This is a genomic window from Thermomonas hydrothermalis (assembly GCF_900129205.1).
Lineage (GTDB): Bacteria > Pseudomonadota > Gammaproteobacteria > Xanthomonadales > Xanthomonadaceae > Thermomonas > Thermomonas hydrothermalis.
Window position 1 is genome coordinate 32,772 of sequence record NZ_FQUK01000019.1, and the last position, 13,646, is coordinate 46,417.

Here is a 13,646-nt window from a genome sequence, read left to right on the forward strand (position 1 = left end):
TGCCGCAGTACCTGCGGCGTACCTCCTGTGCCTGGAATGCAATGACTGACGTCGTGTTCATTGAGGGCTTGTGTCTGGACGCCGTGATTGGCGTGCATGCGCACGAGCGCCTCGCCCCGCAGCCGCTGCGGCTGGATATTCGCATGCAGTTCGACACCCGGCGTGCCGCCGCCAGCGATGCCTTAAGCGACGCGCTGGACTATGACGCCGTGGCGCGGCGGCTGGCCGAGTACGTGGCCAGCACCCGCTTTGCGCTGGTGGAAACCCTGGCCGAGCGCTGTGCTGCCCTGATCTTGGACGAGTTCGGCGCCGAGCGTGTGCAGCTACGTCTGGCCAAACCTACTGCGCTGAAGTCTGCAGCGGCGGTGGGCGTGGAGATTGCGCGCGCGAGGAGGTCGTCATGACGGCGCCGGTCGTGCTGGTGACGGGCGCCTCGCGCGGGATCGGGCGTGCCATCGTCGAGCGGTTTGCCCGCGAGGGCGCCCGCGTGATCGCCTGTGCGCGTGGCCAGGCCGGGTTGGATGCGCTGCAGGCGGCGCTGCCGCAGGTCGAATGCCATGCCTGCGACATGCGTGATGACGCGGCCATCGATGCGTTGGCGCAGGCCGTGCTTGCCCGCCATGGTGCGGTGGATCTGCTGGTCAACAATGCCGGGGCATTCAGGCCCGGCGGGATCGCCAGTGAAGACGACGATGCGTTGCTGGAAATGCTGCGCGCCAACCTGTTTGGGGCCTACCGGCTGACCCGCCGGCTGCTGCCCCGGATGATCGAGCGCCGCAGCGGCATGGTGCTCAATGTCTGCAGCACCGCCTCGATCGCCGCTTACCCGAATGGCGGCTCCTACAGCATCGCCAAGCACGCGCTGTACGGGTTCTCGCGCAATCTGCGCGAAGAAATGAAGCCGCACGGCGTACGCGTGGTGGCGTTGCTGCCAGGGGCCACGCTCACCGATTCCTGGGCTGGGGTGGCACTGCCGCCGGAGCGGTTCATGCCAGCGGAGGATGTCGCCGAAATGGCCTGGACGGCGTGGCATCTGTCAGCACGCACCGTGGTGGAGGACATCGTGATGCGGCCGCAGCGCGGTGATATCGGGGAGGCGGATTTCGCATGAGCATGCAGAGACAGCCTGACTCCGGTGAGATCGTGATGATCCGCCTGGCCAAGCAGGCGATGAAGTTTTCCGCCGGGCACTTCACCATTTTTTCGGCCAGCGAGCGTGAGCGCCTGCATGGGCACAACTTCACGGTCGAGGTGGATATCGAGGCGCGCATGCTGGGCAACGGCATGTGCTTCGATTACGGCCTGTACAAAGACCGGGTGATCGCCTTGTGCCGGGAGCTCAACGAATGGATGTTGCTGCCCACTCGGTCGCCCTACTTGCGGATCGAAGAGGCCGGCGAGCAAGTGCTGGCGCATTTTGCCGGGCAGGTGATTCCATTCCTGCGTCGTGATGTGCGGTTGCTGCCGCTGGAAAACATTACCCTGGAAGAGCTGGCGCGCTGGTTTCTGGAGCGGCTGGCGGAAGATCCCCAGACGTTGCGCGAGCATGCCGTGGTGGCCATCGAAGTCCGCGTGTTTTCGGGGCCGGGCCAGAGTGCGGGTCGGCGCATGGTGATGCCGCAATGAGCACCAGCACCTTGCCTTTGCCGTCGGCCGATGCGCAGGCCCACAGCGAACGCCTGCGTCGCCACATCCAGGCGCAGATCGTTGCGGCCGGCGGCCATCTGCCGTTCTGGAAGTTCATGGAGCTGGCGCTGTACGCGCCGGGGCTGGGGTACTACAGCGCCGGTGCGCATAAGTTCGGCCCGGCCGGTGATTTCGTCACCGCGCCCGAGCTGTCGCCGCTGTTTGCCGCCTGCGTGGCCGATGCGCTGGCCCCGGCTTTGCGACAGGCCGGCAAAGGTGCGGTGTTCATGGAGCTGGGCGGCGGCAGCGGGGCGTTTGCCGAAGCCTGTCTGACCCGGTTGCAGGACATCGGCGTTTTGCCTGCGCGTTACGCGATCCTGGAGCCCAGCGCCGATCTGCAGCAGCGGCAGCGTGAGCGGTTGCAGGCGCAGCTGGCCCCGGCGCTGTTTGCCCGGGTGGAGTGGCTGCAGGGGCCGATCGAGCAGCCCTGGAATGGCGTGCTGTTTGCCAACGAAGTGCTTGATGCCTTGCCCACGCCGCGGTTCGTGCTGCGCGGTGGGGTGGTGCACGAGGAATGCGTGGGACTGGACGGCGATGGCCGGTTCGTGCGCTGCGAGCAGCCAGCCGATCCGCTGTTGGTGCAGGCCGTGGAGCGGATCCGTGCGCGCCTGCCGCAGCCACTTCCGGATGGCTACCGCAGCGAGGTGTTGGCGCAGCTGCCGTACTGGTTGCAGGCGGTGGTCGGTGGCCTGCGCAACGGGGCGCTGCTGTTCGTCGATTATGGCTATGCCCGGCAGGAGTACTACCTGCCCGAGCGCAGCGACGGCACCCTGCGGGCGTTTAGGCAGCATCACCTGATCGAGGATGTCTTTGCCTGGCCGGGCCTGCAGGACATCACCGCTTCGGTGGATTTCACCGCCCTGGCCGAGGCTGGGCTGGCGGCAGGCTTTGAGTTTTCCGGCTATTGCGCACAGGCCAGCTTCCTGCTGGCCAACGGTCTGCAGGCGCATTTGCAGGCGGCCGAGGCGCAGGCCGCCGATGATGTGGCGCGCCACAATCTGCGCCAGCAGGTCAAGCGCCTGACCTTGCCCAGTGAGATGGGCGAGCGCTTCCAGGTCATGGGGTTCCAGCGCGGCGTCGATCTGGAGCCAGCGTTTGCGCTGGGTGATTTGAGCCACCGGTTGTGAGACGCCCGATGTCGCCCAGGCTGCGTTCGTTCAAGCCGTTTTCTCGCCCTTTGCTGTGGGCCTGCCTGTGGATACTGGCGCTGGCGGCGGTCGTAGTGGCCTCGCTGTTGCCAGGATCAGATCTGCCGCAGTGGCAGGTGAGTGACAAGACCGAGCATTTCCTTGCCTACGGTCTGTTGTCGGCCGGTGCGGTGCAGCTGTTCTCGCGGCGCCGCTCGCTGGTCGTGGTCTGTGTGTTGCTGATCCTGTTGGGCGTGCTGCTGGAGTTTTTGCAGGGCGCGATGGGGCTGGGGCGCACTCAGGACATGCGCGATGCGCTGGCCAACGGGCTGGGGGTGTTGCTGGGGCTTGCGACCATGTTCATGCCGCTGCGCGATGCGCTGCTCCGGCTGGATGGCTGGCTGTTTCGCCGCTGATACCGCCGGATGCTTGGGCGGTCTTTCAGCACAGTGCCGCGCGCGCTGCGGCGATCGCCTCGATCCGGGCCTGGCGCAGGGCCTGACCGAAGGCCGGTCCGGTCAGCCCATGCGCTGCGATCGTCTCGCCGCGCACTGACAGCGCCGCAGCGTGCAGCCGGCGCAGCCATTGCGCCTGCGGGTAGGGGCTGTCGGCAAGACCGGCGCGACCACGGGCATCTGCTTCGCACACGGTGGCCAGTTGGTCGATCCGGGCCGGCTTGCGGAAGCCGTCGCAGCGGTTGATCAGGTCGTGCACGGTGGCCGGCCTGAGTTCAGCGATGCGGTGCACGTTGAGGTGTTCACGGCAGGCCAGCAGTGCCAGCGTGCGGTGTTCGCCGGGTGTTTTCAGACGCTCGCTCAGCGCCTGTACCGGGGCGACGCCGCGCTGTTCGTGCATGAGGTGGCGGGGCAGCTCGGCCGCCGGGGTGAGCGCCTTGCCGAGGTCATGGCAAAGCGCGGCATAGCCGATCAGGTCATCGCCCGGGGCCAGCTGTGCGGCCATGTCGCAGACCAGTTCACAATGCCGGCCGGTGTCCACCTCCGGGTGGTATTCGGGGCGCTGCGGGATGCCGTACAGGGCATCGACTTCCGGCAATACGGTGCGTAAGGCATCGGCAGCGCGCAGGGTGCGCAGAAATGCCGACGGTGCCGGGCTGCGCAGCGCTTTGGCCAGTTCCTGCCAGACCCGCTCCGGGGTCAGCGTGGTGAGCTCCCCGCTTGCGGCCATCTGCTGCATCAGCGTCAGTGTCCCGGCGTCCACCGTAAAGCCCAACTTGGCCAGTTGCGCCATGAAGCGTGCCGCGCGCAGCACCCGCAGGGGGTCTTCGACGAATGCGTCGCTGACGTGGCGCAGCCGGCGCGCCTGCAGATCGTGGAGGCCGCCGAATGGGTCGATCAGTTGGCCATCGGCGGACTGGGCGATGGCATTGATGGTGAAGTCACGACGGCGCAGGTCATCTTCAAGGGTGACCCCAGGGTCGGCATGCACCACAAACCCGGTGTGGCCAAGCCCGCGCTTACGTTCGGTGCGGGCCAGTGCGTATTCCTCGCCGGTCTCAGGGTGCAGGAATACCGGGAACTCGCGGCCGACCTGTCGGAAGCCGGCGGACAGCATGTCCTGCACACTGGCGCCGACCACCACGAAGTCGCGGTCGCCGGGCGGCAGCCCGAGCAGGGCATCGCGCACGGCGCCGCCGACCAGATACACCTGCACGGAGGCCGGCAGCAGCGAAGGGGGCATCGGGATCATGGACGGGACGGTTGCGGAGACGGTGTGGGATTGGCGGCGGGGCAGACGAAGCCGGTGCGGGGGGCATCGAAGCGGCCGCGCAGGCGGTCGCTGACCCGCAGCGCGGTGCCCTGCAGGCGCCAGTCGTACAGCACGCTGAAGGCCAGCACCCGGGCCACGTAGTCGCGGGTTTCGCGGTAGGGGATGGTTTCGATCCAGAAATCGGTATCCAGGGCCGGGCGCTGTGCCCGCCAGCGATCAACCGCGGCCGATCCGGCGTTGTAAGCCGCGATGGCGTAGGCGGGCTGGCTGCCGTAGCGGTCCAGCAACTGGCGCAGATAGACGCTGCCGAGCGTGATGTTGGTGACCGGATCCAGCAGTGCGTCCGGGCCGGACCAGGGCAGGCCCAGCTGGGCCGCGATAGTGCGGCCGGTGTCTGGCAGCAGCTGCATCAGACCGCGGGCATCGGCGCTCGAGCGTGCCTGTGGGTCGAACACGCTTTCGGCGCGGATCTCGGCAATCACCCAGGCGGGGTCGAGGCCATTGCGGGCGGCCTCGCGCTGCACGATGTCGGTATAGGCCAGCGGGAAGCGCAGGACATACAGTGCCTGCTCGTCCGGGTAGCGCTGGTTGCCGACATTGACCAGGCCAAACACGCCGCGGTCGTACCAGCCGTTGTCTTGCGCCAGTTCCACCGCCAGCCGGCGTTGTGGCGCATCCAGCCGGGCCAGCAGCGCGTTCCATTCGCGTAACGCCCAACTGCGCCGGTTGAGCTGGTAGAGCTGCAGGGCACGCAGCAGGCCCGGATCGCGGGCCAGCGCCTGCTTTGCGCCAACGCTGCCCTCGAGTGGGCGCGGGCATAAGGCATAGGGCAGCCCCAGTCGGTCGGCGGCGAGGAAGCCGTGGAATTCCGGGCGTGTGGCCGCCTGTGCATACAGCGCCCGGGCGCCATCGGCATCGCCGGTCAGTTCGTGCACGCGTGCGGCCAGATACAGCCAGCGGCTGTCGCTGCGCTGGGCTGGCGACAGCCGATCCAAGGCGGCGCGTACCGCCGGCCAGTCGGCGCGTGCCAGCGCCTGCCGCAGCCGCCATTCGCGCAGCAGGTCGTCCTCGGCGCTGGCTGGAACCGCCGCCAGCCGGCGCTCGGCATCGGGCAGGTAAGACGCCAGCGACCACAGCGCAATCTGCTGGCGCACCTTGCCCTGGGCTATGGCATCCAGCCCAAGCACCTGGGCCACGTCCGGCAGCAGGCGTTCAGCACGGTCAGGGTCTGTCTTGGCCAACCGGGACAGGGCCAGCACAGCCACGCGCTGGCTGCGCGCGGTCTTGGGCCATTGGCGGATGTCGCCACCGGGGGCATCGAGGTAGTCGGCATAGGCCAGGGCGAGGGCGGCCTGGTCGGGTGGCAGGCCTTGGGCAATGCGGCGCATGACCCCGGTCTGGGCGGCGTCCAGCGCCTTGTCGAAGCGCTCCCAGCGCAGCGCATCGTCCAGGCCACCGCGGGCGGCGAGCAGGGCGAAGGGAGCATCGCACTGCGCAGGCAGGGACGCGCCGCTGCTGCGCCAGAGCGACTGCGCCTGACGATCCCAATCGGCATCGACACGATCCAGCATCATCAATGCCTGCAGGCGCAGGCAGCGCAGTGCCGGGCTTTCGATGCGGCTGTCCCAGGCGTCCAGGAATGCTTGCCACTCATTGCGCCGGGCCAAGGCCGCCAGCCAGTCGCTGCGAAATGCCTCGGCCACAGGTTCGCCGGCATGGGCGGTCAGGAACGCGCGGCCGCGCGTCAGAGGCAGGGTGTCCAGCTGCGGCCGCAGGGCGGCGTATTCCAGCCAGCCGGCCAGGGGTTGGCCCTGAAAACCGGCCAGTGCCAGATCGTCGAGGCGGCTTTGGTCGGTGGCGGCAAAGGCGGCACGCAGGGCTGGATCGGGCGGCGGGATGCGTACCGTCGGCCGGAGTGGTGACGCGGGTGTGGTCTGGGCCAGTGCGGTGCCGGTCATCGCCAGCAGCAGCCACAGCAGCCGGGGGAATGCGTGCTTGTGCATGCGCCGACTATAGCCGAGCATGCCGGCACGCTTGGTGAGCATTGACGTGAGCGATTGCGATGACGTTTTTCCCGATTTATCTGGCGCTAGGCGCCGTGGCGGGCCTGCTGGCCGGGTTGCTGGGAATCGGTGGCGGGCTGGTGCTGGTCGCGGCGCTGGCCTGGCTGCTGCCCTGGCAAGGGGTATCGCCGGAGGCGGCCATGCATGCGGCACTGGCCAGTTCGCTGGCGAGCATCGTGCTGACCGCGGCTGCTTCCGCACGGGCGCATCACCGGCGTGGCAGTGTGCTGTGGCCGACGGTGGCCTGGTTGGCGCCAGGCATGATGCTGGGCGGCTGGCTGGGCAGCCGGCTGGCGATCGCGCTCAGTGGTGATGTGCTGCGCTGGGGCGTGGCCGGCTACTGCGTGGTGGTGGCGCTGGAGCTGCTACGGCCACGTCCGGCGACGGCAGCCCATGCCACGGAGGCCCCGCGCGGGGTGGGCTATAGCCTGGCTGGCGTCGGCATCGGCGCGGTATCGGCGATCGTCGGCATCGGCGGTGGCAGCTTGACCGTGCCCTTGCTGATCTGGCGCGGCGTGGTGCCGGTCAGGGCCGTCGGCACGTCGTCAGCGTGCGGGGTCTTCATCGGTCTGGCCAGTGCCGCAGGCTATGCCATGCAGGCACCGGCGGGCGCTCTACCGCTGCCCGGGGCGGTGGGGTATGTGTATCTGCCGGCGGCCATCGGGGTGGCGCTGACGTCGATTCTGGCCGCGCCCTACGGCACTCGGTTGGCGCATGCGCTCAGCGCCGACGCCCTGCGGCGGGTGTTTGCCGGTTTTCTGCTGCTGGTGGCGGCGGGGTTTGTCTGGCGATGATGCGTTGCGAACGGGGATAGGTGCGGCGCTGGTTTTTGCCCGTCATGGTGTGCGTTCGGCTGCCAGCGCGTGCTCCGGGACGTCCAGTGTGGCTGACAGGGCCAGGTGGTCCGACTGTGCAGCGGGCAACGCGTCCAGAGCGTGAAGATGTAGCGCCGGCGTCACCAGCAGGTAGTCGATGGCCCGCTGCGGGCGCCAGGCCGGGAAGGTGGGCAGGGGCCGGGTTGGCGGTTGCAGCAGGGTCTTTCGAAACAGCACTTGCAGCTCCGGGCGTGTCGGCTCGCAGTTGAAATCGCCCATCAGGACTGCGTGCGGGGCATCGGCCAGCCGCTCGGCGATGCATTCCAGCTGGAGGCGGCGCGACTGGGCGCCGAGTGAAAGATGGGCGATGGCGACCACCAGACCCGCCTTGCCGGGGCCGAAGCGAGCCAGCAGCAGGCCACGGCCCTTGACCCGGCCCGGCAGCGGATGGTCTTCCACCCGCACTGGCGGCAGCCGGCTGAGCAGGCCATTGGCGCTGGAGGCGACAGTGCCAACGCGGCGGTTGGTCTGGTGGCTCCAGTAGGGGAACCCGGCCCGTTCGGCCAGGTAATGGGTCTGGTTGGTGAAGCCAGAGCGCAGGCTGCCGGGGTCGGCTTCCTGCAGGCCGACGATGTCGTGTTCGCGCGCCAGTGTGGCGATCTGGTCCAGGGCGTTGCGCTTGTTGCCGGCGGGCAGGATGTGCGACCAGCTACGGGTCAGATAGTCGCGGTAGCCGCGGGTACTGGCGCCGGCCTGGATATTGGCGCTCAGTAACCGCAGCCGGCGGGTGGGCATGTGCGTGCCAGGTTCAGCCCTGCGGCGCAGGCGTGGTCGTGGCGGCTTGCGAGGCGGCGGGCTGGGCCGTCAGCTTGGCGCGTTCGGCCACGATCAGCTGGTAGAGGACGCGGAACATGTCTTCCACCGATTTGCCTTTCACCCGGTAACGGCCATTGACCAGGAAGGTCGGGGTGCCCATCTGGTCACCATTGGCGAACGCCGCCTGCATGTACTGGCGCGCACGGTTGACTTTGGTGGCCACCGCAAAGCTTTCCATGCTGCTCAAAAACTGCTGCGGATCGACGCCGTAGTTGGCGTAAAAGGCGGCGATCTGTTCCGGGGTATCCATGCCGCGTTCGCCCTTGAGGGTCTGGTCGACATGGATGGCGCGGAACAGGGCATCGTGGGTCTTTTCTTCCACGCCCATGGCCTGCGCGGCGTAGAACGCCTTGGCGTAGTTATCCCACATCGAGCCAAACGCGGCCGGCACGTAAACGAAGTGCACGTCCGCAGGCAGCTTGGCCTTCATCGCGCTCACGGTGGGTTGAACCGCGGCGCAGAACGGGCAGACGTAGCCGAAGAACTCCACCACTTCGACTTTGCCCGGCGGCGTGTCGAACGGCTCGCCATTCGGGATCACCACATAGTCCACGCCTTCCACCGGCGGCGGCGCCTTGGCGGCAGCGGCTTCGACTGCCTTCCAGGCGGCTTCGGCCTGGGCTTTGCGCTGCGGATCCTCGGCACTGACCGGCTTGCTGGCGGGCACGCTGGTGCTGGTCGCAGTGGCGGCGGCCGGGGTTGAAGGGGTGGACTCGTTTTTGCAGGCAGCCAGTGGCAGCAGGGCGAGCAGGAGCAGGGCAGAACGAAGCAACGTCATGGCAGGGATGATCGGTCAGTGACGGGGGGCGGGACGCGCCGGGGACTTGCCCGCAGGGGTGCTGACGCAGGCTTGGTCGGCGTGGGCTTGGCCGGTGCGGGCTGGGCCGGCGCCAGGGCAGCCACCACCTTGCGCGCATTGTCCAGCAGGTTCTGATAGCTGTTGCCAAGGATCTGGTAGCGGCCAGCCACGATCAGGGTGGGCGTGCCTTCCACCTCGGTGCGGCGTTCAAACTCGAAGGCGGCGCGCAGGGCGTCCAGCTGGGCGGCCTCATCCTGCCAGGCGGCCTTCAGGGCGGTTGTGTTGACGCCCCTGACCGTGCTGGCAAATGCCAGGATCTGCGGGCCGCTGGCGGTGCGCGGCAGCTCGCCGGTGTCGTGGATAGCGGCGAACAGGCGCGGATGTAGCAGATCCAGCGCGCCGGCCTTGCGGGCGGCGAAGTAGATGCGCGCCCAGGGGTCGTTGCGATCGGAGACCCACGGCACCAGCACCAACCGTGCATGCGGCGGCAGCTGTTTTTCCCAGGCCTTGAGCATCGGCGCGAAATGCGCGCAGTGCGGGCAGGTGTAGGCGAACACCTCGGCCACTTCCACCATGCCCGGAGGCAGTGGCTGGTAGGGTTGGCCATCGGCCAGGGTGCGGTATTCCACCCCTTCGGTCAGCCCGGGCAGGGAGGACTGGGCACGCGCAGGCAGCAGTGGCAGCAGGAGCAGCGCCAGGGTCAGCAGCAGTGTCCGCATTCTCGAAGGCTCCGGGGGCGTGGGGCAGGCAGCCGGCAGCGCCGGCATACCGGTCAGCGTGCGTGCAGCCCTTGCACGTAGCTGGCCAGGGAGCGGATTTCCTCATCGGTGAGCGACTTGCTCACCGCGGCCATCAGCTGGAAGTGGGCCGGATTTTTATAGGTGGTGGTGCCGGCGCGGTACTCTTCGAGCCGGCGCGCCACGTAGGTGGCATCCTGGCCATGCAGGGCCGGGTAGGCCGGGCCGGGGTTGCCGTCGCCGGCCGGGCCGTGGCAGGCCATGCAGGCCGGAATCCCGCGGCTGGCGTCGCCGCCACGGAACAGGCGCTCACCCACCTGATAGAACTTCAGGCCCTTGTTGGGGCCGGAGGTGATGAGGGTGTCATCGGCCACGCCAGCGCCGGGCGTCTGCGCGGCAAACCAGGCGCCGACGTCACGCATGTCCTGCGGGCTGAGCATGCTGGCGAACGGCATCATCACGCCGGCCAGCCCGCTGGTGCGCTGCCCGGTCTTGAACAGTTCCAGCTGCTCGGCGATGTAACGCTCGGGCATGCCGGCGATGCGGGGCGCATTCTGCAGCATGGCGTTGCCATCGACGCCGTGGCAGCCAGCGCACACCGCAGCCTTGGTCTGGCCTGCCTTGGGGTCGCCCCAGGTTGGCGGTGCCTGCTCCAGTGGCGCGGTCTGAACCGGCGCATTGTCGGGAGCGGCCGAGGGGGTGCTCTGCGCATACGCGAACGCAGCGAGGGCGAGGCAGGCAACACCGGCAAGGGCGTGGGCAGGACGCATGCAGGACTCCACTGGCGACTGGGGTGTGATGAACCGTCGAACAACCTCTGGATTATGGTGGGACGGTGCAAGTCGGTGCAACCACCGGCGGCCGGGTATCGGGGGGACGTGTCATGCTATTGGCATGGCTGCTCCCAATCCGTTTGCACGCGCGCGCTACCTGCTGGCCGCGCACACTGCTCGTCAACTGCCTGCCGATGGCGGCTTCGAGGTCGCCTTTGCCGGGCGATCCAATGCCGGCAAATCGTCTGCCCTGAATGCCCTGTGCCAGCAGAATGCGTTGGCACGGGTGTCGAAGACGCCAGGTCGCACCCAGCAACTGGTGTATTTCGAGCTGCCGCAGGCGGCGGGCCGCTATCTGGTGGATCTGCCGGGGTATGGCTATGCCAAGGTGCCGCAGGATCTGCAAGCCCACTGGCAAGCCTTTATCGAGGACTATTTCCGCCGGCGCCAGGCGCTGCGTGGACTGGTGGTGGTGATGGACGTCCGCCATCCCCTCAAGGATTACGACCGGCAGATGCTGGACTATGCGCAACAGCGCGGCCTGCCGGCCCATGTGCTGTTGACCAAGGCCGATAAACTGGGCCGCGGCGCTGCCGGGAATACCCTGCAGGCAGTGCGGGCGACCTTGAGCCGGGAGTTTCCGGGCGCGGTCAGTGTGCAGTTGTTCTCTGCTGAAACCCGCCAGGGCGTGGAGACGCTGGCAGAGATCCTGTCCGGTTGGCTTGCGCTTGCAGACGCGGCGGACATGCCCAAGCCCTGAGGTGGCAAACCTGCGGCGTGCCTGCTGTGGGTGGCCCGGCCAGGAGTTAGTCGATTTCCAGCAGGAGTGGTGCCCGCGGCGGGAGGGTCAACGGCGTGTCCAGGCGGACCGGCGTGCCGTCCAGGGCCTCGCGGGCCCGGTGGCCTTGCAGGAAGCGGGCAAAGCGGGTGAGGTCGAGTTGCCGGGGTGCCTCGGCGCGGTTGAGGGCAACCATGACCGCAGGCCCCTGACCGGGGATGCCGGCATGCCGGAAATAGACATAAACGTCATCCTGTGGCGCGTAGTGGGTCAGCTGGCCGGTCTGAACCAGCGGGGTGCGCTTGCGCCACTGCAGGAGACGGCGCAGCCAGTCTTGGGCTTGCTGCTGGGCCGGGGTCAGTCCGGCCCCGGTGAAGATGTTGGTGGCATCTTCTGCCCAGCCGCCGGGCAGGTCGGCGCGGACCCGGCCATCGTCGCGGTGCCGGGGGCCCTCCAGCAGGGCCTCCGAGCCCTGAAAGATCTGCGGGATCCCGCGGGTGGTGGCCAGCAGCGCCATTGCCAGACGCCAGCCGGTCGCGTCGCCGCCGAGGGCGGCCAGCAGGCGGGTGGTGTCGTGGTTTTCCGCAAAGATGACCAGTTGTCCTGGGGCCGGGTACTGAAAGTCGTTGGCCAGGGTTTCGTACACCGGTAACCAGCCGTCCTCGCCTGCGGCGGGTGGCGTGGTAAGGGCCTGACGCAAGGCCTGCATCAGGGGGAAATCCAGCATCGCGGGCATCCAGGGGATATGGCCGTCCGGATTGATCTTGCCGCGTTGCCAGTGCGCCACGATCGCCGGGTTGGTACTCCATTCCTCGCCGGTCATGGTCAGGTTGGGGTATTCGGTGAGGATGGCCTGCGCCCAATGGCTCAGGAATTGGGCGTCGACATAGCTGAAGGTGTCCACCCGCAGCCCGGATAGGCCAGCGGTTTCGATCCACCACAGGGTGTTCTGGATCAGGTAACGCGCCAGTTCCGGGTCTTGCTGGTTCAAATCCGGCATGGTCGGAACGAACCAGCCGTCGGTGAACGCGGTGCGGTCTTCCGGTGCCGCATGCGGATCCTGCACGGTGGTGCGGCGATGATTGGTGGGGAAGTACCGGCCTTGTCCGTGGATCCAGTTCCGGCGGGGCGGGTCGGCCAACCACGGGTGGTGGTCGCCGATGTGGTTGAGGACTACATCCATGATCAGCCCCATGCCGTACCGGCGGGCGTCTGTGGCGAGCGCCTGATAGTCCTGCAGGCTACCCAGGCGTGGGTCGATGGCGTAGAAATCGGTGATCGCGTAGCCGTGATAGGCGCCTTGCGGCTGGGCATTGGTCTGCACCGGGGTGAGCCAGAGCTGGGTGATGCCCAGCCCGGCCAGATAGGGCAGGTGGGCGCGAATCCCGGCCAGATCGCCGCCGTGGCGCCCGTTGGGGTCTGCGCGGTTGGCTGGGTCGCCCAGGCCGGCGATGGTGTCGTTGCTGGGATCGCCGTTGGCGAAACGGTCCGGCATGAGCAGGTAGATGGCATCCTGCGGGCCGAACCCGCGGCGGCTGGCGGCATCCGGAGCGCGCGCCTGTAAAGACCACGTCACTACACGTGCCGGTGTATCGGGCGCGCTGATCCGAATCGGAACCGGGCCGGGTCGGGCGTCGGCGGCGATATCCACAGTGACGAATCGCCAGTGCGGGCTGTCGCCGGCGCGACTGTCGAGCAGCTTGACGCCAGGGTGATCGATCGACACCGTGGCGCGATCCAGCGCTTGGCCGTGCAGCAGCAGTTGCACCTGGTGGTGGCGCATGCCGACCCACCAGTTGCCCGGCTCGATCCGGTCCACGTCGACGGCGGCGGCGAGGGAAGGCAACAGCAGCCACAGCCCAAAGGCAGACAGCAGACGACGCAGCAAGGTCAGGATCGGCATCCCCGGAGGCTATTGCGGCCTTGCCCAGGTGGCAACGGCCTGTATGAGTCCACCACCTTTGGCACTCGGGTTGGTGCTGGAGCAGGAAGTGTAGCGGGGGTCGCTGGCCGAGGGCGTGGTGGGGGCGCTCGGCGTTGTAGAAGACGAGCCAGTTGGCCAGCTGCTGGTTGAACGCATCCAGGTCGGTAAAGAGCAGGTCTTCGTGGTAGTCCACGAAGGACTCCTGCACGGTTCGATTGAAGCGTTCGACATGCGCGTTCATCTTGGGTGTCTTGGGATACGTGTACCAGCGCTGGATCCCCTGCGTGGCGAGCGCCTTGGAGAAGTCGGCCTCGAACTCGGAGCCGTTATCGGAGAGCAC

The 13,646-nt window shown here is 67.9% G+C and carries 14 protein-coding genes and 1 pseudogene; 7 read left to right on the forward strand and 8 right to left on the reverse strand.

Features of this window, described 5'->3' with window-relative positions; all coding sequences use genetic code 11:
- The first annotated feature begins 41 nt into the window (after window positions 1–41).
- From folB to BUA29_RS06840, 5 genes are read left to right on the forward strand one after another with little or no spacing between them, the layout of a single operon-like run.
- Window positions 42–404 (forward strand): dihydroneopterin aldolase, encoded by a 363-nt coding sequence (gene folB, locus BUA29_RS06820; protein WP_072755862.1) that lies wholly within the window; start codon window positions 42–44, stop codon window positions 402–404.
- Window positions 401–1,111 carry an SDR family oxidoreductase gene (locus BUA29_RS06825; protein ID WP_072755863.1) on the forward strand — a complete coding sequence of 237 codons (711 nt, stop codon included), beginning with the start codon at window positions 401–403 and terminating at the stop codon, window positions 1,109–1,111. The genes folB and BUA29_RS06825 overlap by 4 nt, the downstream gene beginning before the upstream one ends.
- Complete coding sequence (locus BUA29_RS06830; protein ID WP_072755864.1) at window positions 1,108–1,626, forward strand: 6-pyruvoyl trahydropterin synthase family protein; 519 nt, start codon at window positions 1,108–1,110, stop codon at window positions 1,624–1,626. The genes BUA29_RS06825 and BUA29_RS06830 overlap by 4 nt, the downstream gene beginning before the upstream one ends.
- Window positions 1,623–2,813 (forward strand): class I SAM-dependent methyltransferase, encoded by a 1,191-nt coding sequence (locus tag BUA29_RS06835; protein WP_072755865.1) that lies wholly within the window; start codon window positions 1,623–1,625, stop codon window positions 2,811–2,813. Before BUA29_RS06830 ends, BUA29_RS06835 begins: the two co-directional genes overlap by 4 nt.
- 8 nt (window positions 2,814–2,821) lie before the next feature.
- A complete protein-coding gene (locus tag BUA29_RS06840; RefSeq protein ID WP_072755866.1) occupies window positions 2,822–3,229 on the forward strand; it encodes a VanZ family protein in 408 nt (135 codons plus the stop codon).
- Between the two features lie 25 nt (window positions 3,230–3,254).
- Here the strand turns inward: BUA29_RS06840 and BUA29_RS06845 are convergent, their stop codons facing one another.
- The gene (locus BUA29_RS06845; protein WP_072755878.1) at window positions 3,255–4,484 is read right to left on the reverse strand and encodes a multifunctional CCA addition/repair protein; all 1,230 of its coding nucleotides are present in this window, start codon (window positions 4,482–4,484) and stop codon (window positions 3,255–3,257) included.
- A 32-nt stretch (window positions 4,485–4,516) separates the two neighbouring features.
- On the reverse strand, window positions 4,517–6,586 hold the full coding sequence (locus BUA29_RS06850) for a lytic transglycosylase domain-containing protein (RefSeq protein WP_245770522.1): 2,070 nt from the start codon (window positions 6,584–6,586) through the stop codon (window positions 4,517–4,519).
- Window positions 6,587–6,603: 17 nt separating this feature from the next.
- Between BUA29_RS06850 and BUA29_RS06855 the strand changes: the two genes are divergently transcribed.
- On the forward strand, window positions 6,604–7,398 hold the full coding sequence (locus BUA29_RS06855) for a sulfite exporter TauE/SafE family protein (protein WP_143148839.1): 795 nt from the start codon (window positions 6,604–6,606) through the stop codon (window positions 7,396–7,398).
- Between the two features lie 42 nt (window positions 7,399–7,440).
- Here BUA29_RS06855 and BUA29_RS06860 read toward each other — a convergent pair whose 3' ends face one another.
- From BUA29_RS06860 to BUA29_RS06875, 4 genes are read right to left on the reverse strand one after another with little or no spacing between them, the layout of a single operon-like run.
- On the reverse strand, window positions 7,441–8,214 hold the full coding sequence (locus tag BUA29_RS06860) for an endonuclease/exonuclease/phosphatase family protein (protein ID WP_072755868.1): 774 nt from the start codon (window positions 8,212–8,214) through the stop codon (window positions 7,441–7,443).
- A 13-nt stretch (window positions 8,215–8,227) separates the two neighbouring features.
- Window positions 8,228–9,073, reverse strand: a complete 846-nt coding sequence (locus BUA29_RS06865; RefSeq protein WP_072755869.1) for a thiol:disulfide interchange protein DsbA/DsbL — start codon at window positions 9,071–9,073, stop codon at window positions 8,228–8,230.
- Window positions 9,070–9,813 (reverse strand): thiol:disulfide interchange protein DsbA/DsbL, encoded by a 744-nt coding sequence (locus tag BUA29_RS06870; protein WP_072755870.1) that lies wholly within the window; start codon window positions 9,811–9,813, stop codon window positions 9,070–9,072. The genes BUA29_RS06865 and BUA29_RS06870 overlap by 4 nt, the downstream gene beginning before the upstream one ends.
- Before the next feature lie 53 nt (window positions 9,814–9,866).
- On the reverse strand, window positions 9,867–10,601 hold the full coding sequence (locus tag BUA29_RS06875) for a c-type cytochrome (protein WP_072755871.1): 735 nt from the start codon (window positions 10,599–10,601) through the stop codon (window positions 9,867–9,869).
- Between the two features lie 124 nt (window positions 10,602–10,725).
- Here BUA29_RS06875 and yihA point away from each other — a divergent pair, with 124 nt between their 5' ends.
- Window positions 10,726–11,364: a ribosome biogenesis GTP-binding protein YihA/YsxC gene (gene yihA / locus BUA29_RS06880; RefSeq protein WP_072755872.1), complete on the forward strand. Its 639-nt coding sequence runs from the start codon at window positions 10,726–10,728 to the stop codon at window positions 11,362–11,364.
- Window positions 11,365–11,410: 46 nt separating this feature from the next.
- Here the strand turns inward: yihA and BUA29_RS06885 are convergent, their stop codons facing one another.
- A complete protein-coding gene (locus tag BUA29_RS06885) occupies window positions 11,411–13,285 on the reverse strand; it encodes a glycoside hydrolase family 13 protein (protein WP_072755873.1) in 1,875 nt (624 codons plus the stop codon).
- Between the two features lie 154 nt (window positions 13,286–13,439).
- Window positions 13,440–13,547: pseudogene (locus BUA29_RS12525) on the reverse strand (integrase core domain-containing protein); the annotation flags it as partial.
- Window positions 13,548–13,646 lie beyond the last annotated feature (99 nt).